This window comes from Liquorilactobacillus satsumensis (assembly GCF_964065465.1).
GTDB lineage: Bacteria > Bacillota > Bacilli > Lactobacillales > Lactobacillaceae > Liquorilactobacillus > Liquorilactobacillus satsumensis.
In genome coordinates, this window is the sequence record NZ_OZ061606.1 from 729,965 (window position 1) to 754,560 (window position 24,596).

Annotated in this window: 20 protein-coding genes and 1 rRNA gene; 4 read left to right on the forward strand and 17 right to left on the reverse strand. The window is 41.1% G+C overall.

Annotated features, from left to right (window positions below; all coding sequences use genetic code 11):
• Positions 1-2 precede the first annotated feature (2 nt).
• The 13 genes from AB3Y88_RS03450 to pth all read right to left on the reverse strand — a co-directional run bounded on the left by AB3Y88_RS03450 (position 3) and on the right by pth (position 17,016).
• Positions 3-1,563: ribosomal RNA gene (locus AB3Y88_RS03450) — 16S ribosomal RNA — on the reverse strand.
• Positions 1,564-2,127: 564 nt separating this feature from the next.
• On the reverse strand, positions 2,128-3,624 hold the full coding sequence (gene lysS, locus AB3Y88_RS03455; protein WP_056959740.1) for a lysine--tRNA ligase: 1,497 nt from the start codon (positions 3,622-3,624) through the stop codon (positions 2,128-2,130).
• A 63-nt stretch (positions 3,625-3,687) separates the two neighbouring features.
• Entirely contained in the window at positions 3,688-4,704 is a 1,017-nt protein-coding gene (dusB, locus tag AB3Y88_RS03460) for a tRNA dihydrouridine synthase DusB (RefSeq protein WP_056959742.1), read from the reverse strand.
• Positions 4,705-4,778: 74 nt separating this feature from the next.
• Positions 4,779-5,663 carry an Hsp33 family molecular chaperone HslO gene (hslO, locus tag AB3Y88_RS03465; RefSeq protein ID WP_056959744.1) on the reverse strand — a complete coding sequence of 295 codons (885 nt, stop codon included), beginning with the start codon at positions 5,661-5,663 and terminating at the stop codon, positions 4,779-4,781.
• 92 nt (positions 5,664-5,755) lie between these two features.
• Positions 5,756-7,810 carry an ATP-dependent zinc metalloprotease FtsH gene (ftsH, locus tag AB3Y88_RS03470; protein WP_054757654.1) on the reverse strand — a complete coding sequence of 685 codons (2,055 nt, stop codon included), beginning with the start codon at positions 7,808-7,810 and terminating at the stop codon, positions 5,756-5,758.
• 84 nt (positions 7,811-7,894) lie between these two features.
• The gene (hpt, locus tag AB3Y88_RS03475; protein WP_054757653.1) at positions 7,895-8,437 is read right to left on the reverse strand and encodes a hypoxanthine phosphoribosyltransferase; all 543 of its coding nucleotides are present in this window, start codon (positions 8,435-8,437) and stop codon (positions 7,895-7,897) included.
• Positions 8,438-8,445: 8 nt separating this feature from the next.
• Positions 8,446-9,810: a tRNA lysidine(34) synthetase TilS gene (gene tilS / locus AB3Y88_RS03480; RefSeq protein WP_228888849.1), complete on the reverse strand. Its 1,365-nt coding sequence runs from the start codon at positions 9,808-9,810 to the stop codon at positions 8,446-8,448.
• A 174-nt stretch (positions 9,811-9,984) separates the two neighbouring features.
• A complete protein-coding gene (locus AB3Y88_RS03485) occupies positions 9,985-10,482 on the reverse strand; it encodes a S1 domain-containing RNA-binding protein (protein ID WP_054757650.1) in 498 nt (165 codons plus the stop codon).
• A 103-nt stretch (positions 10,483-10,585) separates the two neighbouring features.
• Positions 10,586-10,978 carry a septum formation initiator family protein gene (locus AB3Y88_RS03490; RefSeq protein ID WP_056959748.1) on the reverse strand — a complete coding sequence of 131 codons (393 nt, stop codon included), beginning with the start codon at positions 10,976-10,978 and terminating at the stop codon, positions 10,586-10,588.
• 79 nt (positions 10,979-11,057) lie between these two features.
• Complete coding sequence (locus tag AB3Y88_RS03495; protein WP_054757649.1) at positions 11,058-11,327, reverse strand: RNA-binding S4 domain-containing protein; 270 nt, start codon at positions 11,325-11,327, stop codon at positions 11,058-11,060.
• A gap of 17 nt (positions 11,328-11,344) precedes the next feature.
• Complete coding sequence (locus tag AB3Y88_RS03500; RefSeq protein WP_261909652.1) at positions 11,345-12,901, reverse strand: oligosaccharide flippase family protein; 1,557 nt, start codon at positions 12,899-12,901, stop codon at positions 11,345-11,347.
• Positions 12,873-16,427: a transcription-repair coupling factor gene (gene mfd / locus AB3Y88_RS03505; RefSeq protein ID WP_228888855.1), complete on the reverse strand. Its 3,555-nt coding sequence runs from the start codon at positions 16,425-16,427 to the stop codon at positions 12,873-12,875. Before mfd ends, AB3Y88_RS03500 begins: the two co-directional genes overlap by 29 nt.
• 25 nt (positions 16,428-16,452) lie before the next feature.
• Positions 16,453-17,016, reverse strand: a complete 564-nt coding sequence (gene pth, locus AB3Y88_RS03510) for an aminoacyl-tRNA hydrolase (RefSeq protein ID WP_228888857.1) — start codon at positions 17,014-17,016, stop codon at positions 16,453-16,455.
• A 280-nt stretch (positions 17,017-17,296) separates the two neighbouring features.
• On the opposite strand from pth, the gene AB3Y88_RS03515 reads away from it, so the two are divergent.
• On the forward strand, positions 17,297-18,265 hold the full coding sequence (locus AB3Y88_RS03515; protein ID WP_054757647.1) for an L-lactate dehydrogenase: 969 nt from the start codon (positions 17,297-17,299) through the stop codon (positions 18,263-18,265).
• A 304-nt stretch (positions 18,266-18,569) separates the two neighbouring features.
• Positions 18,570-19,208: a cyclic di-AMP binding protein CbpA gene (gene cbpA, locus AB3Y88_RS03520; RefSeq protein WP_056959754.1), complete on the forward strand. Its 639-nt coding sequence runs from the start codon at positions 18,570-18,572 to the stop codon at positions 19,206-19,208.
• A gap of 344 nt (positions 19,209-19,552) precedes the next feature.
• Here cbpA and istB read toward each other — a convergent pair whose 3' ends face one another.
• Both istB and istA read right to left on the reverse strand, forming a co-directional pair.
• Complete coding sequence (istB, locus tag AB3Y88_RS03525; RefSeq protein ID WP_313819558.1) at positions 19,553-20,383, reverse strand: IS21-like element helper ATPase IstB; 831 nt, start codon at positions 20,381-20,383, stop codon at positions 19,553-19,555.
• The gene (istA, locus tag AB3Y88_RS03530; RefSeq protein ID WP_228890254.1) at positions 20,370-21,584 is read right to left on the reverse strand and encodes an IS21 family transposase; all 1,215 of its coding nucleotides are present in this window, start codon (positions 21,582-21,584) and stop codon (positions 20,370-20,372) included. Before istA ends, istB begins: the two co-directional genes overlap by 14 nt.
• Before the next feature lie 209 nt (positions 21,585-21,793).
• Between istA and AB3Y88_RS03535 the strand changes: the two genes are divergently transcribed.
• Positions 21,794-22,687, forward strand: a complete 894-nt coding sequence (locus AB3Y88_RS03535) for an XRE family transcriptional regulator (protein ID WP_054757646.1) — start codon at positions 21,794-21,796, stop codon at positions 22,685-22,687.
• 2 nt (positions 22,688-22,689) lie between these two features.
• Complete coding sequence (locus tag AB3Y88_RS03540) at positions 22,690-23,427, forward strand: hypothetical protein (protein WP_054757645.1); 738 nt, start codon at positions 22,690-22,692, stop codon at positions 23,425-23,427.
• Between the two features lie 520 nt (positions 23,428-23,947).
• On the opposite strand, the gene AB3Y88_RS03545 is transcribed toward AB3Y88_RS03540, so the two are convergent.
• Both AB3Y88_RS03545 and AB3Y88_RS03550 read right to left on the reverse strand, forming a co-directional pair.
• On the reverse strand, positions 23,948-24,316 hold the full coding sequence (locus tag AB3Y88_RS03545) for a type II toxin-antitoxin system PemK/MazF family toxin (RefSeq protein WP_054757644.1): 369 nt from the start codon (positions 24,314-24,316) through the stop codon (positions 23,948-23,950).
• Positions 24,313-24,582 (reverse strand): hypothetical protein, encoded by a 270-nt coding sequence (locus AB3Y88_RS03550; protein ID WP_054757643.1) that lies wholly within the window; start codon positions 24,580-24,582, stop codon positions 24,313-24,315. Before AB3Y88_RS03550 ends, AB3Y88_RS03545 begins: the two co-directional genes overlap by 4 nt.
• Positions 24,583-24,596: the final 14 nt, after the last annotated feature.

A 24,596-nucleotide genomic window follows, 5' to 3' on the forward strand; every position in this document is an offset into this window, starting at 1 on the left:
AGAAAGGAGGTGATCCAGCCGCAGGTTCTCCTACGGCTACCTTGTTACGACTTCACCCCAATCATCTGTCCCACCTTAGACGGCTGGCTCCTAAAAGGTTACCGCACCGGCTTTGGGTGTTACAAACTCTCATGGTGTGACGGGCGGTGTGTACAAGGCCCGGGAACGTATTCACCGCGGCATGCTGATCCGCGATTACTAGCGATTCCGACTTCATGTAGGCGAGTTGCAGCCTACAATCCGAACTGAGAACGGTTTTAAGAGATTAGCTAAACCTCGCGGTCTTGCGACTCGTTGTACCGTCCATTGTAGCACGTGTGTAGCCCAGGTCATAAGGGGCATGATGATTTGACGTCATCCCCACCTTCCTCCGGTTTGTCACCGGCAGTCTCACTAGAGTGCCCAACTAAATGCTGGCAACTAGTAATAAGGGTTGCGCTCGTTGCGGGACTTAACCCAACATCTCACGACACGAGCTGACGACAACCATGCACCACCTGTCATTTTGTCCCCGAAGGGAACGCCTGATCTCTCAGGTTAGCAAAAGATGTCAAGACCTGGTAAGGTTCTTCGCGTTGCTTCGAATTAAACCACATGCTCCACCGCTTGTGCGGGCCCCCGTCAATTCCTTTGAGTTTCAACCTTGCGGTCGTACTCCCCAGGCGGAATGCTTAATGCGTTAGCTGCAGCACTGAAGGGCGGAAACCCTCCAACACTTAGCATTCATCGTTTACAGCGTGGACTACCAGGGTATCTAATCCTGTTTGCTACCCACGCTTTCGAACCTCAGCGTCAGTTACAGACCAGAGAGCCGCTTTCGCCACTGGTGTTCTTCCATATATCTACGCATTTCACCGCTACACATGGAGTTCCACTCTCCTCTTCTGCACTCAAGTCTCCCAGTTTCCAATGCACGACTTCGGTTAAGCCGAAGGCTTTCACATCAGACTTAAAAGACCGCCTGCGTTCCCTTTACGCCCAATAAATCCGGACAACGCTTGCCACCTACGTATTACCGCGGCTGCTGGCACGTAGTTAGCCGTGGCTTTCTGGTTAGATACCGTCACTGCATGAACAGTTACTCTCACACACGTTCTTCTCTAACAACAGAGTTTTACGATCCGAAAACCTTCTTCACTCACGCGGCGTTGCTCCATCAGACTTGCGTCCATTGTGGAAGATTCCCTACTGCTGCCTCCCGTAGGAGTTTGGGCCGTGTCTCAGTCCCAATGTGGCCGATCAACCTCTCAGTTCGGCTACGTATCACTGCCTTGGTAAGCCATTACCTTACCAACTAGCTAATACGCCGCGGGTCCATCCAAAAGTGATAGCCGAAACCATCTTTTAAACAAAAACCAGGCGGTTTTTGTTGTTATGCGGTATTAGCACCTGTTTCCAAGTGTTATCCCCCTCTTTTGGGCAGGTTACCCACGTGTTACTCACCCGTTCGCCACTCAGTTTCTTCGGTGAGTGCAAGCACTCGGTGAAGAAACTGCGTACGACTTGCATGTATTAGGCACGCCGCCAGCGTTCGTCCTGAGCCAGGATCAAACTCTCATTTTAAAAGTTTGTGACTCATTAATTTAATACTAGCGAAATTGACTTCGCAAATGTTTGCTCTTGCACTGCAAGAGCCCTACACATTTGATTTATCGAAACTTTGTTCAGTTTTCAAAGGTCTACTTAAAGTCTGCTATGAGATAGCATAGATTATTATACTAGCAATTTGAATTAAATGCAAGAACTTTTTTCTAAACACCGTTCTCATCAACAGCCAACTTTTATATTATAGCACGCCTAATAATTAATGCAAGATAAAATTCAAAAAATAACTCAGCTAAATTTTGTCAGTTTAAAAACAGCTCTCAACTGCTTTAAACAGCGATAACTGACGTTCTTCTACCTCGGAATTCCGTTAATAGTCTGATTTCAAACTCCTAAAAATTTCATTTTCTCCTAGTTTTTAAGTCAAATTAAAAAGATTCAGCACAAAACGTTATGTAGTCAACGTCTTGTGCTGAATCTCAAAAAGCGTATTATTTAAATTTAGCATTTCAAATTGGAGCTAGCTGCTTTTTAAATTACCGTTAAGTATACTTTCGCGCAGACTCCAACAGCATCCGTGCGCTACTTATGTTCTTCAGGGCGTAAAGTTGGAAATAGTAATACATCTCTAATAGATGGCGCATCGGTCATTAACATTACAAGGCGATCGATCCCAATACCTAAACCACCCGTTGGCGGCATGCCATACTCAAGAGCCTCGATGTAATCCTCGTCAATTCCCTCGGCTTCATCATTACCAGCGGCCCGCTCAGCTACCTGTGCCTCAAATCTTTGTCGTTGGTCAATCGGATCATTCAATTCAGTAAATGCATTGGCAAATTCGTTACCCAAAATAAACATTTCAAAACGGTCAGTAAAGCGCGGATCGTCAGCATTTTTCTTAGCCAACGGAGAAACTTCGACTGGATGTCCATAAACAAATGTAGGGTCTACAAGCTGAGCTTCACAAAAATTATCAAAAAATTCATTGATAATATGTCCAACTGTCCAATAATCCTCATAATGAACATTCTTTTCATCTGCAAGCTGGCGCGCTTGCTCAATTGTCATCGGTTGCCAAAAATCAACTCCCGTCTCCTCTTTGATCGCATCAACCATGTGAATCCGTTTGAATGGCTTGTTGAAATCGACTTTATTTCCTTGATAAGTAACAATTCCGTCAGCAGTAACTACTTTAGCCGCAGCTTTAAAGATTCCCTCTGTCTCATCCATAACATCCTTGAAATCAAAATAAGCTGCATATGATTCCAGCATTGTGAACTCAGGATTATGTTTAGTATCAATTCCTTCATTACGAAAAACGCGGCCAATTTCATACACGCGTTCCATACCGCCAACAATTAGGCGCTTCAAATGCAGCTCAAGCGCAATCCGCAAGTATAGTTTAATGTCGAGCGCGTTATGATGGGTAATAAATGGACGTGCAGCTGCACCACCAGCCTGATTATGCAAGACAGGTGTTTCCACTTCCAAGAAACGATGTTCATCAAGATAGCCTCGAATTGCACTGATAATTTTACTGCGTTTCAAGAAGCGATCAAAACTATCACGATTTGAGATCAAATCAAGATAACGCTGTCTATAAATTTGTTCAACATTTTGCAGTCCATGAAATTTATCAGGAAGTGGTCGCAGGGCTTTTGACAAGAAGGTCACATCTGTCACCTTAATCGTCAGTTCACCCATATCGGTTTTGATAACTTCACCGCTCAAGCCGAGATGATCACCCAAGTCGGACCGTTTAAAAATATGATATTTTTCTTCACCGACAACATCTTTACGAATATATAATTGAATACGGCCGTCACGATCTTGAATATCAGCAAAACCTACTTTGCCTTTGCCTCGCTTGGCAACCATTCTTCCGGCAATCTTTACTTTAATATCTAAATCTTCAAGTTCTTGTTTCGTCTTTTGATCATACTTGTCATGTAATTCCTGTGACATTGCTGTCCGCTCAAAACGGTGACCAAACGGATCAATTCCTTCTGTGCGCAGCTCCGCTAGTTTCTCACGCCGCACCCGCAACTGATCATTTAAATTCTCTTCTTTCGCCAAACTTATCCCTCCAAAAACAATTTCCATCTTATATATTGCCAATTCTACCGCTAAATTGCAAATCTATTTTGCCAATTGACGCTGTTTTTTACGTTCAACGTAATCTTCAACGTCACTTAAAAAGTTATCAAAAATTGTAATCATTTGAGCTTCCGTTGCAGCATCATTTAAAGCTGCTTTTGCCCGCGCTGACCGCGGAATGCCTTTGAGGTAATAGGCGGCCTGACTTCTAAATTCACGTGGTCCGACATAGTCCCCTTTAATCCCCACCAAGCGATGTAGATGTTCTTTAGCTACTTTAATTTTTTCAGCGGGAGTTGGTTCTGGAACAACCTCTTCCCCTGCAAGGTACTCTGAAGCCTGTTTCACGATCCAAGGGTTTCCTAATGCAGCACGTCCAATCATGACTGCATCAGCTCCGACATCTGTTAACATCTTCTTAGCATCTTCAGGAGTCCGCACATCTCCATTCCCAATAAATGGAATTTCATGCAGATGATCTGCGACTTCTTTGAGAATTCCCCAGTCAGCATGTCCGCTATATAACTGTTTGCGGGTTCGACCGTGCATGGCTAAAGCTGCTGCTCCGCCTTCTTGTGCCGCTAATGCATTTTCAACTGCATAGATATGATCCTCATCCCATCCAGTTCTCATTTTAACGGTTACAGGCTTAGAACATGCGCTTGTTACAGCATGAACCATCTCATAAACTTGATTAGGATCTAACAACCAGCGAGCCCCTGCCTCAGCTTTAGTGACCTTAGGCACTGGACATCCCATATTAATATCAATAATGTCAACATCAACATTTTCTTCAATGTAGCGTGCGGCTTCGACCAAAGTATCTTTATTTCCGCCAAAAATTTGCACACTAACCGGATGCTCTGTGGGGTCAAATCTCAGCATTCCTAGCGTTTTTTTGTTTCTAAATTGAATTCCCCGATCGGAGATCATCTCACAGACAACTAAGCCTGCACCGAATTCCTTGCAGATCATTCGAAAAGCAACATTCGTGACCCCAGCCATAGGAGCAACTACAATTTGATTTGGGATCGTAAGATTGCCGATCTTCCATTCCATTTTATTACACCTCGTTTTCACATAGTCAATTATACCTTTTGCATGATACCACAAAACAATCTAAAGCAAAAATGTTAATCATTTTTCCCGTCACGCAACTGGCGTAACTCTGCTTCTGTAAAAATATATTTTTTTCCACAAAAATGACAAACTGCCTCTGCTCCATGATCTTCGTTGATCATCGTCTCCAGATCTGATACTGCAATTGCGGCCAACGCTTTTTCAAACCGTTCCTTTGAACAGTCACACTGGTATTTGATTTCACTTTTCGCTAAAATTTGATAGTTCCCTGCTCCACAAATTTTAGCAATCATTTCTGTTGGCGTCATCCCAGTTGCCATCATTTCAGAAATTGAGGGAAGTGTAGCAAGCGTCTGTTCTAATTTTGCCAGTAACTCGTCTTGTGCTCCTGGCAAAACCTGAATTAAAAACCCACCAGCCGTCCGTACCGTATTATCCTCGTTAACAAAGACAGAAAGTCCCACCGCCGAAGGAATTTGCTCAGACTTAGCCAAATAGTATGCAAAGTCTTCCCCCAATTCTCCTGACACCAGCGGTACTTGCCCGGTAAAGGGCGTCTTCATTCCAAGATCTTTTGTAACTGCTAAAAAGCCATGGGTTCCAACCGCCCCTTTCACATCAATTTTATGTTTTTCATTCAATGGCAGATGCACATGCGGATGCTGTAAGTAACCTTTAAGCTGTCCCTGTGCATCACCGTCAACTACTAATGCGCCTACAGGTCCATCTCCTAACACTTTCACCGTCAGCCGCCCACTTTCTTTTAAAAGTGCTTGAGAAAGCAAAGCAGTCGCTGTCAATGTTCTACCCAAAGCAGCAGAAGCTGCACTCCATGTATCGTGAAGTTGCTGTGCTTTTTGCACGGTTTTAGTGGTATCAACTGCATAAATTCTTAACTGCCCTGCAAAGGCCAAACTTTTAACTAAATAATCCGTCATGTTACTCTCCTTTTTACTAAATTAATGAGCGGAACAAAACAATTTTACAACTGTTTCATTCCGCCCATCAACTCACTTATTTTAATATTTACTTACTTGTCTTTAGGATAGAAAGTGACTGTTTCACCGTCATCTTCTGCAGTCTTTTTGCTTTCCTTTTGCTTTTCAGCTTCTTTGCGTTCTAAAGCCTCTTTTGATTCTTCAAAAGTAGCGGCCTTTTCGCTTGGGAACTCTTCTTTGGCTTTATTTGGCATATGACCTGTCTTGAATAAACTTAAAATTTGCTTTTCATCCAAAGTTTCATATTCAAGCAAAGCCTCAGCAATTGTTTTATGCTGTTGGCGATGTTGTTCAATAATTTCTTTGGCCTTTTTCATTCCTTCGTTCAGCAGTGCTTTGACCTCTTCATCAATCAAGTTAGCTGTTTGTCCAGAATAATTAGGTTGCCCTGCAGGCATGCCTGCTCCGGCGAACATGTTACTCTGTCCTTCATATTGCACTGGACCTAGTTTTTCGCTCATCCCATATTCCGTAACCATCGCACGGGCCAACTGTGTTGCCTGCTGAAAATCATTGGAAGCGCCTGAAGATTGTTCATTGTTAATAATCTCTTCAGCAGCACGTCCACCCATTAATCCAGCAATTTGTTCCTTCAAATCGCGTTTGGAAAGAAGTGCTTGGTCTTCTTTAGGCAGCATAATTGCGTACCCGCCTGCACGCCCACGTGGCACGATTGTAACTTTATGCACAACACGTGCATCGTTTAAAATTAACCCAACAATCGTATGCCCCGCTTCATGAAAGGCAACTGTTCTGCGTTCCTTTTTGTTAATAACCTTATCCCGCTTGGCTGGCCCAGCAATAACTCGATCTTCTGCTTCGTCAACATCTGAAGCATCGATTTCTTTTTTATTACGTCTAGCTGCCAGTAAAGCAGCTTCATTTAATAAGTTTTCCAAATCAGCACCCACAAAACCAGGTGTTTGTTTGGCAATCATCTTCAGATCAACATCTTTCGCAAGTGGTTTATTCTTCGAGTGCACTTTCAGAATTGCTTCACGCCCTTTAACATCTGGACGTCCGACAAGTATCTTCCGATCAAAACGACCTGGGCGAAGTAAAGCTGGATCTAAAACATCTGAACGGTTAGTAGCTGCCATCACAATGACACCTTCGTCTCCTTCAAACCCATCCATTTCCACCAGCAATTGGTTCAAAGTCTGCTCACGTTCATCATGACCTCCACCCATTCCAGCGCCACGTTGACGCCCAACGGCATCAATTTCATCAATGAAAATAATTGAAGGTGCATTCTTCTTTGCATTTTCAAACAAGTCACGTACACGACTTGCGCCGACGCCGACAAACATTTCCACAAAATCAGATCCCGAAATTGAGAAAAATGGAACACCGGCCTCACCAGCAACAGCACGTGCGAGCAATGTTTTACCTGTACCAGGAGGTCCCTCTAGCAAAACACCAGAAGGAATGCGGGCACCCAAAGACAGAAACTTGCGCGGATCACGTAGAAATTCTACCACTTCCACAAGTTCTTGCTTTTCTTCTTCAGCACCAGCAACATCCGAGAAGCGGACTTTGTTTGCCTTTTTATCAACTGGCTTAGCCTTGGACTTGCCAAAGTTCATGACCCGTCCGTTGCCGCCACCTTGACCGGCTTGACCCATCATCATATAGAAGAAGAAGATAAAGAAGATCACTGGAAGCAAATAAATTAGCAACTGCAACCATAAACTGCTGGATTCTTCTTCCTTTGCGCCGTTTTTAACATCATTTTTTTGTGCCAACTCCTGAATCTGCTTAACCGCAGTATCATTCGTCAACACATTACTGGTAAATGAAGTCACTTTGCTACTGCTAGAAGCGAACCCGCCAATTCCAGTTGTTTCCTTAGCTTTTTGTGCCTTCTTGTATGTACCTGTTATTTTATAGGTACTCCCGGAAGGCTGCATTGTAAAGTCTTTTACATTGTCCTTCCGTAATTCACTGATAAATTGGCTTGATTGGATTTGTTGAGATTGTGAACTTGCCTTACCTCCGAAGAAGTAATATAACATCCCCATTATCCCAAGGAAAATCACAATATAAAATAGACTATTTTTAAAAAGCCCATTCTTGTTATTGTTCATCTGCTTCCTCCTTGACTGATGCACAAATTGCTGTCTTTAAACAGCTAACGCATAAATCATAACATACTTGACTTTTCTTGACTATTAATTATTCTCATAAATTTCTGGCTTTAAAATCCCAACATAAGGAAGGTTACGATACCTTCCTTTATAATCCAAGCCGTAACCGACCACAAACTCATTTGGAACTTCAAAACCAACGTAATCTGGTTCAATTCCTGCAACACGACGCTCAGGTTTAGTCAAAAGCGTACAAATCTTAACAGAATTAGCCTTGCGATGTTTAAATAGCTCGACCAAACACTGCAAAGTCTTTCCAGTGTCAATAATATCTTCAATAATGATGATATCGCGTCCTTCTGCCGGGACATCAAGATCTTTAATGATCTTAACCTCTCCGGAAGAAACAGTTTCATCTCCGTAACTTGATACATCCATGAAGTCAATCTCCACATAGGTTTGAATTTCACGGACAATATCTGCCATAAAAAGAAAAGCCCCCTTTAGCACACAGATTACTAGCGGGTTTTTATCTTTATAATCAGCGGTCAGCTGCAGCCCAATCTTGTGTGAAATCCTGCTAATGTCTTCTTTGCTATACAGGACCTCTTTGATATCTTCGTTCATAGTCAGCCTCATTTCTCAGTTATGTTTCTAAAAATCACCATGTATTGCATTTTATCATTTACCTTCTGCTCTGACAAATCAGATTGCCTAACTCCGACTATCCATAAGGGAAGGCCACTGGAAGCTGCCACAATCCACTTCTTATTTCTTTCCTGCAATGGAATCTTTTTTTCAATAAAAATTTTCTTGATTTTTTGTTTCCCAACACGTGTAGGCAGCTTATCTCCTGGAAGACGATGTCTGACAGTTAAGGGCAAGAAAGCTCGTTTTGAAAAATAAAACCGTTGCTCACCCGAGACAGCCTCAATTCCAGCAGTGCTCTCAAACAACCCAATTTCTGCGCCATGTGGTAACCTTGTCCATTCTCCTAAATTCAATTGAGAATTAAAGACAGACGCCTCCACGGTTACATTTTGAGTTGGAGAAATCGTAAAGGTAGTGTACTCTTTTTTTAAAAAAAGCGCTTTTTGCAATTGAATCCAACCTTGCGGCTTAGCGTCATTAAGTAATAGTGCACCCGCTTGTTCCAACTGTCTTTCAGAAGCATGGTAGTTATGACTGCTAATAATCTGCCTCAGGACCATCGTTTGCTCCGCTGTGGTCAGCTCTTTCCAGCCTTGAAGCGAGTAAGAACCAGTTACATTTTTAAGCTGATTAACTTGTTTTGCAATCACATGCTGTGCCACTATACACACTTCTGCTAGTTGCGCAGTATAGGCATTTATATGCTCTAAGAAACGTGGATTTTCTTTTTTTAACAAAGGAACTACTTGATGCCTGAGACGATTGCGCAAAAAAGCGTTTGTCTGGTTAGTACGATCCTCAAAAAAAGAAAGTTGTCTTTTTTGCGCATATTCACGTATCAAATTCTTCGAAAACGGTAGTAACGGTCTGATAAGCCAAAAGTTAGTCGCAAATGAGCGCTTTTGTCTGATAGCGCACAACTGACCGAGTTCTCCACCGCGTATCAGCTTCATTAAAAATGTTTCTGCTTGATCATCTGCATGATGTGCTGTCAAAAGTTCACTAATTGCATTTTGTTTCAATATTTTTTGAAAGAAAGTATATCTGAAATTGCGAGCAGCTTCCTCAACGCCGCTTTGCGGGTGTTCACTAAGTGGCCATACCGCACTGAAAAGTGGCAGACCTTTTTGTTTGCAAAATTCCACAATAAACTCGCGCTCTTGTCTGCTCTCTTGACGCAGCTGGTGATCAATGTAAGCAACATAGATTCGCGGGCGCACGCTAGTTGGCAACTGTAACAGGAGGTCCAAGAGTGTCATTGAATCAACCCCTGTTGAAACAGCCACCAGAACTTTGGAACTATGTGAAATTTTTTTAAAATATTGCGTAAATTCTCGTTTTAAATCCATAAACATTTCCCAACCTTATCAACAAAAGGACTGCGCCAAAACTCACGTTTTGACCCAGTCCCTTTGTTTTGGCCTACAGTAGCTGTAGATTAACGTGTCTTAGCGAAAAAACTCAACCCCTAAGCCCAAATCTTTTTCAAAATCTAGTTGCGCGCTAGCTTAGACTGCAAAAGCTTAGCTGCGACGACCGCCACGACCGCCACGTTTTCCTTCAGTGTTTCTCTTTAACGATGTTAGCCGCGCTTCACTTTCTTTTAAGAATCCCGAAAGCAAAGAGTCAAAGTCCTTTGGTTTTGGTTCTGGCTTCCGATATGATTGATTATAGTGCCCGTTGCTACTGTGTGTTTTAACTCCCGTTGCACTGGTGTGATGTGCATGATTATAGCTTTCATGGTGCTCACTTTTATTAAACTTTGTTTCACTGTTACTAGGAGCACTAGCGGTAGCTTTACGAATTGAAAGACTGATTTTCCCATCAGCGGCAATCGACAGAACTTTAACAGTTACTTCATCACCAACACTCAAAACATCATGAATGTCCTTTACATAACTGTCAGAAATTTCACTAATATGAACCAAGCCGTTCTTCTTTTCACCTAAATCAACGAATGCACCAAAATTAGTTATCCCCGAAACCCTTCCAGTAACTTTAGCTCCTACTTCAATTGCCATAAAAATGCTGCTCCTCCTTAAATTATATACACTTCAGTATAACACGCCCTCAAAGGGATGCAATAGACAGAAACGGGAAGTGTGTACTAGTTTCTCTCTTTCTTTAATTCGCGTTATTTGTTTTGGTGCTGGGTAGACTGTATATGGTTTCACCATCTTTTGAATAGTAATATTTTTCACGAATGAGTTTTTGCAGATAATCCTGATCGTTCAATTGTTTAACCTGTTGTTTAAGATTCACGCGAGTTTGTTTTTCCTGGTCGAGCTTACTGCGTGCACTCTTAACCTGAGCTTCAAGATTGGCAGTCAAAAAGTGAGTATGAATAATCTGATAACCGCAAAAAAAAGCAGTCAAAGCGACAAAAATCCCTATAAAAATTAAGCGCCGCCGATGTACAATTCGCACGCGTGATTTTCGTTCATGCATCTTCTGTGCTTTATTTTTTTCCCTGAAAAAAGAATTATCAAGGACTCTGACCTTATGCCCGCCAGCCATCTTGTCACTCCTTTCGCTTAAATTTCTACTACGTTAAGTATACCAAACTCCAAAGTTTGAAGTCTATTAATTACATGTACTATTTGCGATAATCTTCCTTGAATTCTTCTGCAATTAACTGATAAAGCTCAGATGCCTCATCTTTTTTCGCAGTCTCTTTGACTGACAAGACCTTAAGCCGCAAGATCTTATTGCCAAAATTGATCACCAAGAGATCGCCGACCGTGATATTAGTCGCAGATTTAGCAGGCCTGTCATTAACAGTGATTCTTCCTTTATCAGCAATTTCCTTTGCGACAGTCCTTCTCTTGATTATTCGTGAAATTTTTAAAAACTTATCTAACCTCATTTATTCACCTCATTATTTTATTTAAAAAGTTTAACAATGATCCGGCCTCCTGGAAATTCTAACCATTCTGCCGTTGAAAACAGCTGTAATTTGCGCGCCAAAAGGGCAAAAACTCCTGCACCTCCAGCGGCTCCCAAAACACACTGCATAAAGCTTGCCCAACGTCCATCCCCCAGAAAAACTGCAGCACCGGCTGCCAGGCCCCAGGCAGATAGCGCAAGAAAAGCTAAGCAAATGAAAATGCGCCCGCAAAAAGCAACACTTAAAAAGTCCCGCAGACCTTCATTTGAAAGCATCAGGCGTGAAAAAAGTAAGCCACCACTTAAGCTTAACACCGAAGAAAAGCTTGCACCACTGAGACCCCACCAATACACAAATAAATAATTTGTAGCAGCTTTCAAACTAACAATGAGTATCAGCGTTCCAATTGTCTTCACATATTGTCCGCGGCTTTGCAAGACAGAATTCATTAAGATAATTAACGACGCGGCAATCACCGAAAAAGCAGCAACTCCCAGTGCCCAAGTCCCTTGTCGATTCCCAAAAAGTGCTTCATTAATCGCAGGCATCAAGACAAACATGCCAACACTGGCAGCTGTAGCCACAGTCGCACAAATTCGAAAGGCAAGCTCAAGTGTTTGCTGATATTCAGCGGTGTGTCGGATTGACTTTCGGCTTAAAAGCGGCATTAAACTGGCAGAAAAACTCAACGAAAGTACCAGCCCCAACTGTAATAAGGGTTGGGCCCGATCGTAAACCCCCTTCAAGCTCTTAGCCAGTGCGGGGTTATTTCCAGCCGCCTCTAGCGCATTTTTCAGCGTAAAAGAATCAATCAACTGTAATAACACTAGCAGTGCAGAATACAAACAAATTACCAACCCTTCCGAAAAAAGGCCACGTAGAAGCTTTTTAAACAGCGTTGTTTCAAGGGGAACTTTAAGCCTCAATAATTGGCTAAAGAAATCTTTAAAAAACAGGAGCGCACAAAATGCGCCAATGGCACCCGCAAATAGTGACCAAGAACCGATCCGATAAAGTGACCAGCCTGCGTGAGTAGCTCCTACAGCAACACCAACAATTATTATTACCCTGATAGTCTGCTCAATTAATTGTGATAAGGCCGTTGGGACCACTTCTAGGATTCCCTGCTTATACCCCCGTCCTACTGCAAGAAATGGAACTAGCAAGTAACTCCAAGAAACACTGCGAATTAAAGGTGCCAGTAATCTGTCGCCCATTAACTGGCTTAAATCCGGAGCCAGCAACTGCAGTAACCCAAACACACCTAATCCAAATACCGCCAAGAGTAAGAACAAATGATAAGCATTTTTTTCTCGTGCTTTATCAGTTGTGCAAGTTGAAATTAACTTTGAAATATACACCGGGAATCCGGTTAACGAAAATGTGACAGCAATCCCATAAAAAGGATAGATTTGCTGATAGATATAAAATCCCGTATTACCAACGAGATTTTCAAACGGGACTCGATAAAGCGCACTTAAGATCTTAGCAACCAAGGCCGCAAGCGTTAAGACCGCTGCACCTTTAAAGAGATTTTCCGTTGGCTTTTTCATAATCACTTTCCTTACTCTCGTTTAAATATTCCATAATCTTGTTCAACACCACTTGTAAATCCGCAATTACAGACTGCAAGTCATCACGCGGTTGAAGCACAATTCCTAATTGCATTTTCTGAGCAACAACCTTCAATGAAGCTTTCAGCTTTGTATAAGAAAGCGCCTTAAGAAAACTAGGTGCCTTCAGTTGCTGACTAACTTCTGCTGCAAAACAAATTTTGAGTTGCTTGCCATTTTGCGAAATGGTCTCAACCTGCGCACGATCAGCATACATTTTTAGCAATCCGATCTGCAGCAAATTTTCAACCTCTGGTGGATATTCACCAAAGCGATCAATCAAATCGCTTTGAACCTCACGGTACTGGTCTTCATTTTCTAACTGTCTAATTCGTTTATAAACTTCAATTTTCTGCCTTTGATCTTCTAAATACGTCGATGGCAGATAGGCTTCCAACTCCAATGAAATTTCGGCATCGGTTTGCTTAATTTTTTGCTTGCCTTGTTTCTTTGCAATCGCATCCTTTAACATTTGGGTATAAAGATCATAGCCAACAGAATCAATAAATCCATGCTGTTGTTTTCCAAGCAAATTGCCTGCTCCCCGAATTGAAAGATCACGCATTGCAATCTTGAAGCCCGATCCCAATTCTGTAAAGTCCTTGATGGCTTCCAGTCTCTTTTCACTCACTTCTGTCAGCACCTTATTTGGCTGATACATGAAGTAAGCATAAGCAACACGGTTGCTTCTCCCAACGCGCCCACGTAATTGATAAAGTTGTGCTAATCCCATATGATCCGCATCTTCTACAATTAAAGTATTAACATTTGGAATATCGACCCCTGTTTCAATAATCGTGGTGGTCACTAAGACATCGTATTCTCCTGCAATAAAGTCATATAAGACCTGCTCCAATTGAAATTCTGTCATCTGTCCGTGAATATATGCCACCCGAGCTTCCGGTACAAAAGTTCTAATTTCAGCTACAACCTTTTCAATATCAGAAACACGGTTATGCAAATAAAAAACCTGTCCTCCACGTGCCAGTTCACGTGAAATGGCATCAGCAACCGTACCATAATTTTGTTCCATCACATATGTCTGAATTGGATAACGATTCATCGGTGCAGTCTCAATTACTGAAAGATCTCGGACTCCCAGCATCGACATATTGAGCGTGCGCGGAATCGGTGTTGCTGTCAGGGTCAAGACATCCACTTTAGAACGCAGTTGTTTGAGACGCTCTTTATGTTTAACTCCAAAACGCTGCTCTTCATCTATGATTAAAAGACCAAGGTCAGCAAAGTGAATATCTTTAGATAATAAGCGGTGCGTGCCGACTACAATATCAACCGTCCCGTTCTTCAATCCCATTAACGTCTGTGAAATCTGTTTTTGAGTCCTAAAACGTGAAAGAATTCCCACTTCAACCGGGAATTCGTCAAAACGATTAATCATTGTTTCATAATGCTGTTGCGCCAAAACAGTCGTAGGTACCAAAAAAGCAACTTGCTTTTGATCTTGAATTGCTTTAAACGCCGCTCTTAATGCCACTTCAGTTTTACCGTACCCAACATCCCCTATCAAAAGGCGATCCATCGGTCGTGCCTTTTGCATGTCGCGTTTGATTTCAAGAGCACTGCGCAACTGATCAGGAGTTTCAGTGTATGGAAATGCTTCTTCGAATTCATGCTGATATTCATTATCCGGAGAAAATGAGTATCCTTTTTGAGTCTTACGTTGTGCATATAATTCAATCAAATCATCCGCGATATCTTCAATCTTCGCAGCAACATTTTTCTTAGTCTTTACCCATTCGCTTCCTCCGAGTTTATTAATGCGCGGTGTCCGCGATTCAGAGGAGACATATTTTTGAATCCGATCAATCTGTGAGACAGGCAGGAAAAGCTTAGCATTATCACGATATGTGATTGTTAAATAATCCTGATGCTTTCCGCCCACTTCCATCGTCTTCATGCCTTCATATTTACCAATCCCATGATTAAGATGCACAACGTAATCACCCTGCTTCAACTCAGTATAACTTCGAAGGCGTTCCGTGTTCTCCATCGTCTGTCGTTGCGGACGATGTTTAATTACTTTTTTTAAAATCTCATGTGCGGTCAAGACAACTGCATGTCCTTGCGGAAATTCGAAACCGTTTTCGATATTGTCCAAGATCACTTGAACTCTGTGCGGTTGAATCGAATCAGCCTTCGTTAAAATCGCAGAAACCTCAAAATCATCCAAGGTCTGCATAAACTTCTCAATCTGTTCCTGTGTGCTTAAAGCGAACACAACCGTTTGTTTTTGCTTTTTCCAGCGCTCAAGCTCTGTTTTCAGCAGTGGCATTTGTCCAAAAAATTGCTGAACTGCTCTAACCTTGAGATCAACTTTTGAATTAAAAGTTAACTGCCCCATTCCCTTTTCAAACAGCGAAAAGAAAAAGCTGGTTTGGGTTGCTCCCTTTAGTAACGGTCGCAACTGATTTTCCCAATTTTCTTTTGAAAAAAGTCCGCCACTTTTCAACTGCTCTGTTTTCCAAAGCATATTTTCTTCGTCCAGCATTCGTTCGCTTTCAAGCACACGCGGATAATCATCAACTAACAAAAAACCGTCTGAATTTAAATAATCAAGCAGCGCTGTTCGTGTGGGATACAGTTGGTCAGTAAAGATTACTTGGGCAGGCTGCAACTGTCCTGTAGAGATACTTTCGTGCAACGTGCGATACGTTTCCTTTAGATTATTCAGTGCCGTTTGCTCTTTAACTGCCTGCTTATCAGCTTGATACTGAACTTTAATTTTTTCAAGCGCAGCTGGTCTAAGTTGTGCCGGCAAAATAAGATCCGTTGCCGGTAGAACTATAGCATGTTCAATATTTTTCAAACTACGCTGAGTATCTGGGGCAAATTCACGCAGCGAATCAATTTCATTATCAAACAGATCAATTCTTAATGGATGTCCCAAATTCAACGGATAGATATCAATAATTGAGCCTCGAATTGCAAAATCTCCTGGTTTATCCACCAATTTATGGCGCTCAAATCCCAATAAAGATAACTGGGCAGCAACCTGCTCCAACTCAATCTCCTGCCCCACATTAAATTCCAGTTTAGCATTCTGCCACACCGCACGTGGTGGTAACAAGCGCTTCATTCCTTTAGCAGAAGCCAGCACAATTCGAGGCTCTGTAGCACAAAGCGCAGTCAACGCAGCCACCCGCTCACCACGATACTCTGGCGAGCTTACCGCAACCTCAGCAGCAGTGGCCTCTTCAACCGGATATAGATAAACGTTGTCTGAGCCCACGATCCCACCCAAAGCGCGTTCTAATAACTGGGCATGATGCAATGAATCGGAAACCAATAGAATTGTTTTCTGATACCGCTTAAACAGGCTTGCAATAAAAAGCGGTTTAGCGGCAGCCAACAGTCCAGTTACCAGATGTCGTTCATTCTTTATTTTGATTCCTTTAAACCATTGTTTTAGTGCTGGTGAATCCAGCAACAGATCTTCTAATTTCATCTACGTGCAAAACTCCTTAGTTCCTCTACTTGTGGTTAAACTTATTCATGGTCAACATAAAATCATCATTTTCAATCCAATTATCTAAAGCTGCCGTGGCCTGCTCAATCCCTTGCGCAAGTTCCTTTTGTTCAGTCTGTGTAAAGCGCGTCAAAACCCAGTCAACCACACTGACTTTTTGAGGGTGGTCAATGCCGATTCGTATTCGTTTGAATTTTTGCGTACCCAATTGCGCAATAATGCTCTTAATTCCATTGTGACCACCAGCTGAGCCTTGCGGTCTTAACCTGAGATGACCAACCGGCAAATCCAGATCATCATGAATTACAACTAAATCAGAAACTGCAAGATTAGAATAATTTAGTAAAGGTTTGACACTTCTCCCTGATTCATTCATATATGTTAAAGGTTTCGCTAGGATAATTTTCTCTCCTTGATAGAAGAACTCGGCGATTTCGGCTTCGTGTTTTATTTGAGAAAATTCAATTCCCTTCTGCCGCGCATACTCTTCTACTGTCATAAACCCGACATTATGCCGTGTTCCTGCATATTTACTACCAACATTACCCAATCCAACAATTAACTTCATCGGTATCCTCCAATTTTCATTAGCTCTGGGTAGCTCGTGCACTCTACCCAGACTGTTTACATTTTGTTTCAATGTATTTTCGTATAATTACACAACAAAAATCCGGGACGTTAAATCGACCCGTTGCCTGTTAGCACTTCTTCAAAGTTCTTTCATAGTATACCATAAGCCAGTGTTTGACCTGCAAAAAAATGATTGAAAACTTATTCACATTTTTCAGAAAAACGTGATATACTTACAGTGTGCTAACAAGTCCACTTAATGAAAGGAATGTGTTACTTTGTCAGAAACAAAAAATCATCAAAAAGTTATCTTAGTCGGTGACGGCGCTGTTGGATCAAGTTTTGCTTATGCGATGGCACTCCAAGGAGTTGCTGAAGAATTTGGAATCGTCGATGTTGTGAAAGAACGTACAGAAGGCGATGCGCTTGATCTTTCCGATGCAACAGCATTGTCTTACCCAAAGAAGATTTACTCTGCTGAATATTCTGACTGCAAAGACGCTGACTTGGTTGTAATTACAGCCGGCGCTCCTCAAAAACCAGGCGAGACACGTCTTGACTTGGTTAACAAGAACTTGAAGATTTTATCAAGTATCGTAAAGCCAGTTGTAGAATCTGGTTTTGACGGCATCTTTTTGGTAGCTGCCAACCCTGTTGATATCTTGACATATGCAACATGGAAATTCTCTGGCTTCCCTAAGAACAAAGTTATTGGTTCAGGTACATCATTGGATACATCACGTTTACGTGTTGCTCTTGGCGAGTTAACAGGTATTCGCGATCCTCGTTCGGTTCATGCTTACATCATGGGCGAACATGGAGATTCAGAATTTGCTGCATATTCTGCTGCAACAATTGGTGGCCTTCCAATCCTTGACTGGGCAAAAGAAAACAATGTTTCTAAAGAAACACTTGCTAAGCTTGAAGATGATGTTCGTAACAAAGCTTATACAATCATCAGCAAAAAAGGTGCAACCTTCTATGGTGTTGCAACCGCCCTTGCTCGTATTTCTAAAGCAATTCTGCGTGATGAAGATGCTGTTTTGCCTGTTTCTGCTTACATGGAAGGACAATATGGGCTTAACGACATTTATATCGGGACACCAGCCGTTGTTAATGGCACAGGTCTTGTAAAGATCCTTGAAGTTCCTTTAAATGCAGAAGAAAGCAAAAAGATGAGCGATTCAGCAACAACGCTTAAAAAGGTTTTAAACGACGGTTTAAAGAACCTTGAACAAAACGCTTAATTTCAACTTGCTTATTAAAGTTTTGATTACAATACAGCATTAATGCGTTTGCTTTGTTGCAAACGAAATGCTAAGTTAAACACCTTGTTTAACTTAAGGGCTGTAGTAAGACTGGAGCTAGACTTCAGTTTTACTATAGCCCTTTTTCTAAGGTTAATTTAACAAATAGTCAAACTTGCATTTTATTTTATAATCACTTCTGACCGCTAAATAAAACGTAAAACTAAAAGATATCTTTCCCTTTTACGCGTGATCTATGATAATATGTATTAGAAGTTTTTAATTATATGGAGGATAACATCTCATGCTATTCAAATCACTTATTAAACCAAAAAAAGACCTTACTACGGTGCGTGAAGACATCACCCTGGAAGAGGCGCTGAAAGTTCTCGAAGAATCCGGTTTCCGATGTGTTCCAATTCTCGATAAAACTGGACAAATCTTTCGAGGCAACATCTATAAAATGCATATTTATCGGCATAAGTCACGCGGGGGAGATATGCACCTGCCAGTTACGTATTTGCTTAAAAATGCAACTAAGTTTATTACACTCGACTCAGCCTTCTTTAAGGTTTTCTTTTCCATTAAAGATCTACCGTACATTACTGTTTTAGACGAACAAAATTTCTTCTATGGCATTTTAACGCATTCCAGCTTACTCGGAATGCTTTCACAATCATGGAACGTTGGAATTGGGAGTTACGTATTAACTGTTGTCTCATCAGGCGAACGTGGAGATCTAGTAGAAATGTCTAAGATTATTACTAAGTATACTTCGATTGCCAGCTGTATTACGCTTGATGTTCAGGCAAATGTCCTCGTACGCCGAACCCTTTTTACGCTACCCGAGGGAGTATCCCCAGAAACATTACGCAAAATCATTGCAAATTTAGAACGCAAAAGTTTCAAAGTTCCTGAGATTGAAGATTTAAAGGCACTCTAGCTGCTGCACCATTTCAGCTTGCCCTTGAAACATTAACTAGCTAATTTAACTAGTTAGGTAAAAAAATCGTTGGCTTAAATTACCTCCCTAAGTTACTTTTTAACTTAGAGGGGTCTTTTTATTGGCTAGCATCACGAAAAAAATGGATAGTCTGCTATCTCACTTGTCCATTAGTACAGTTTTCTTATGCTGAATTTTTAAAAAAACACAAATCATCCCCCCAAGAAATGGCTTTTTTATGTCCCAAGAAGCCTTTAAATCAGCAATGCAACCTCAAGTGTCAACGCCGATGTGAAAATGTAGTTTTTTGCCGATTAAAAAATGCTGTTTTTTACCGATAAAGTTTACAGTGTCTCACTGCTCCTTTCTTTATTTTGTGCGTTGAAACCTGATAAATCAGGTCCGGAATTATCCTTCTTTTCAATTAAATGATCTTTCATTCGATATGATCGACCAGTGATTCGGATAACTTTAGCGTGATGAACCAAGCGATCTAAAATGGCGTTAGCTAACATCTTATCTGAAAAGGTGTTTCCCCACTTAGAAAGCGGAATATTAGTGGTGATAATGGTTGATTTCCGTTCGTATCGTCTTTCAATTAACTGAAAAAACAGCTTAGCGCCCACTGACTCAATTGGAAGATAACCAATCTCATCAATGATTAGAATTTGAAAACGGGCATACCGGCGTAGCACTTCTTCGCTCCGGCCTTGAACTTGTGCTGTTTGAAGCTTGTTGATGAGGTCGCTACATCGAATAAACTGCGTTGAAATTCCTTGTTTACACCCTTCAATTCCAATGGCGGTGGCTAGGTGAGTTTTACCGACACCGGAGGTGCCGATAAACAAAACGTTTTGATTCTCTTGGGTGAATCTTAGTGATCCCAAGTCCTCAATTATCCCTTGGTTAATTCCCGGTTGATAACTAAAGTCAAAGTCAGCTAACGTTTTTTCATATGGAAAGCGGGCTAGTTTAATTCTCAAATTAATCTTTTTTTGTTCCCGGTATTTAAGCTCAGCCGTTGTCAATTCGAATAAGGCATCACTCAAGGACTTGGGTGCTTCATCTTGATGATCCAATAGGTAGCCTAAATGTTCGGCGAAACGATCTAACTTTAATTGTCTAAGGTTGGTGTATAAAGCTTGGTAATTGGCCATTTTCTCACTCCATTTCATCAAACATCTTCAGGTTTCGGTCGACGTAATCATCAATGACTCGGTCATCACGATTCTTATAAAGGTCTGATCGGACAATCTCTTCCATGTCATCGCGAAGGTAAGTAAATCTTTTCAGTGAAATAGGGTGAGAACGAATTAATTCTCCGTTATAATAAATGTATAGAGTATTGTCATCGTGTTTAATTTGTACGGTTTCGTCAATATATCTTATGGGGACGGAGTATTTCCGATTTTGAAAGACAATCATTGATTCCTTGCTAACTTTCCTTGCGATGGTTTGGCTGGCATAGGCATCGAGTAAGTCGTGATCAAAATCCTGGAGATACTCTTTTTCTTTATCAAGCAATAAATAAGGCGGAATTTGAGTCGCCTGAGACTTCTCATGATTCAGCTGATCACACGTCAAATGGACGATCTCGGCTAAGTCTAGCGGCTCTTCAAACTCATGGTTGTAAACTTTGATTCGCTGAGTAGTTCTGGCCAGCGCCTCAACCTTTCCTTTGGTTTGTGGCCGAAACGGTCGACAAGCAATTGGCTTGAAACCAGCGTCCTTAGCGTATTCAACGAAGGTTTCATTAAATACCGGCTTACCAAAATTACTTTTATGATGATCGACGACAACCTTTTGGTTGTCAAACCAGATTTCTTTCGGCACACCCCCGGTTGCCCAAAAGGCATTAGTTAAGCAATCAAAAAAGGTAATTTGGCTGCGACTGAAGGTAAATTGCATGTATTTCATTCGCGAGTACCCTAAAACATATAAGAAGATGTTGCCTTTGACAATCTCTCCATGCCGAGAAACCAACGTTAAATCTTCTTTCCAATCAACCTGGGCTGAAATCCCTGGCGAGGTTTCAATCCGGATAGTGGCTTTTTTCGTTGCGGCTTTTCTGATGGTTCGACAATAGTCTCTGAGAATACTTTGCTTTCCTTGATAGCCACGTTCTTTGATAAAGTAATAAATTGCCGTTGCCGAACAGCCTTCTAGAACCTTTTCTTCAATCGTTTTTCGATAATCGTCAAGTTTACTCGGCCGCCGTAAGGGTTGTGGCTGCTCATCTGGGGGCGTAAGCCCTAAATTGTAGTATCTTTTTACCGTTCGTGGATCAACACCGTATCGCCGACCAATTTCAGCGAAGTTGGGCTTTATTTTGTTCATAATATATTGCTGGACACACTGCTCAACATCTAAACGCATTTCAGTTCCTCCAAATTTGAGATGCGTTTATTTTACCGTAAAAAAATGTTGGAAAACCGACATTTTCTAATCGGTATTTTCCAACATTTTACAACCGTTGCTGACACTCAAGTTGCCAGGTCCGCAGTGATAATTAGTCACACTTTCCCTTTACTAATGAAAAGCTAACTGGATAATTAAAGAAGGACTTAAGGGAGGAAAAAAGTAATATGCAAAATGTTTTTAAACAACAACTGATTACCCTGCGCAGACGCAAACAACTGTCGCAAACCGCGCTCGCCCGTAAATTGTATGTTTCACGCCAATCAATTTCAAAATGGGAAAATGGTGATGCTGAACCAGGGATTGACAAATTAGTAGCGCTCGCAGAAATTTTTGGAGTTACTCTAGATTTTTTAATTTTAGACACTGAAAAACCAACTGATGTCATTTTAAAAATCCGTAATTTAAAAAAAGCCTTCACGACTCCAGTATTGCGCGGCATCAACTTGAATCTCTATGGGCGAGAACGCATTGCTTTACTTGGAAGTAATGGTGCTGGCAAATCTACGCTTGCAAAAATCATCTATGGCAAGCTAAAACCCGACAGCGGTCAAATTGAAAGCTTTATCTCAAATAAGGATGATCTTCGGGTCATGCCGCAAGAAAATATTCTAATTGAAGATCTCAAATTGGCAGAACACGTTCAACTAACAGCACGTCTTAATAAAGTATATTCACCGGCTTTCGTCACACAAATGATCAAAAAATTCAAACTTGATAAACAATCAGCTACCTCTGTTAGTAAACTTTCAGGTGGGCAAAAAAGAAAACTTGCACTACTTTTAAGCCTACTAAAACCTTCGAAACTCTTAATTTTGGATGAACCCACTGTTGGAATGGATCTAGATGCAATTGACTTTTTTTGGAACTATCTGGATCATGTGAGTGGCAGTGTGCTTACAATTACCCATGATTTCAATCAAATTGATCAATATTTTTCACGAGTTTTACTATTAAAAAATGGCAAAATTGCACAAGACGTTTCGATTGATAAAATACACAGCCATAATCAAACTATTGAACAGTGGTATCGCCACTTTAACGCTACGGAGGCCCAATAAAAATGATTGCCTATATTCAACTGAGACAAGTTTTACGCAATAAAAGATTCTTCTTTTTTACAATCATAATTCCCTGCTTCTGGTATCTTTTTATGCTTAATCTAGTAAAAGACAGTCACCTTTCCAACCCACTTTTAAATCATTTATGGTTTATGTGGTTTTTAGTGGCTTGTTTAATGGGCATTACAGGCAACTCACTTGTGACCTTTAGTAAAAGAACCAGCACTGGCAGAAACTATTATCTACTCGAAACCCATCTTTCGCACTACTCGCTTTGGAGATTTATGTGCGACCAGCTTCTAACACAATTCATTCTAAACACACTTATCATGCTTGTGATTGTGACCACTGGGTTTGTGCTGGGAACTATTCCTACTAATTTAACATTACTAATTTCTCTTGTACTATTAAATGTTTTTGGAATCTATTCCAGTATCATTGGCTTCGTTGTAGGCATTTTACTGGACAGCTCTATTATTGACGCGGCAAGTGCACCCTTGATGATTATTGTCTCACTTTTCATTGTTCCCTTTAAATCCTTTACTGCTGGGCCCTTTGTTGATCTTGTGACTGCAATTCAAAAATTATTTCCCGGGTATTATTTATACCCAATTGCGGATCGATTAATGAATAATAAAAATCTCACCGCTCCCTTGCTGTTTTTTTGTCTTACAACTGGCATTACTCTGATACCATTTTTAGCAATTCTCTGGGTGAAATTAATTAAAAAAACACGGTAGATAAATGTTTAAAAATTTGTACGATTTTGTCAAAAAATTCTTAAAATGGTGATTTCACAGACTAGCAAAATTCCACACAGCTCATTACAGCAAATCAGGCTAAACAGACAATCAGCGTGCCCTTCCCTCAACAACGCTACCCTTTAAAAATATCTCAAAAAGGACTTGATCAATTAGTTTTTGATCAGGTCCTTTAACTTGTAGACTATAGAGCAGATTCAGTATTTTAATTTAAACTTGTCAAAACTGTCTCCAATTTAACGGATCCACACAAAAAAGGTGGGGCTGTGACAAAAGTTAAATTTTGTCACAGCCCACCTTTTATTCCGAATAAACGTGTTCCATAAGTCAAAATTCTCCGTCTAACTTCGAATTACTCATAGCAAAGTACTCGCTATGTTCGTAATTTAAAGTTAGCACTCAAATTTTCCCGACTTATGTCACACTCTCGATTCTATTATCATACCTTTCACTGCTTCACCTTTAAAAATTCCTTATAATTGCAATTTCGTTGCCTAAGTTACTGTTTATGTATATCAGTCAGTCCTAGACTGACCTCCAACGCATGATCAATTGCGCTCATTCCTTTAGTGCTGATATGTGCAACTCGGTCCAATAAACGCTGTTTGTCGATTGTTCTGATCTGCTCAAGGAGCACAACTGAATCTTTCTCCAACCCCACTTCTGTCGCTGAAAGTCCAACGTGTGTGGGCATTTTAGGTTTTTGAATTTTTGCAGTAATCGCTGCAACAATAACTGTCGGACTATAACGATTGCCAATGTTGTTTTGTAATATCAGCACAGGCCGCATCCCACCTTGTTCTGATCCCACAACAGGTGAAAGGTCGGCGAAAAAAATGTCGCCGCGCTTGACATCATCAACTGTCATATAATCCCTCTATTTTCTATTTCGTAGCCGGCTTCACATTCACAGCCAACAAATTCATCACAGATCTTCTTATTAAGTGGTCCCATCTCTTTATAACCATTGATTAATTCATCAAGAATTTGATGATGCGCATCTACATAATCCGCTATCAAACTATTTTTAAGCTCTCCTTGATCAATTGAATAATAATCGCAATATATCGAAAGACGTTCATCTTCTTTAGAGACAAAACCATTTGTCGTATTTTCATCAAAGTGATATGTCATCGCAAGCGGCCCCC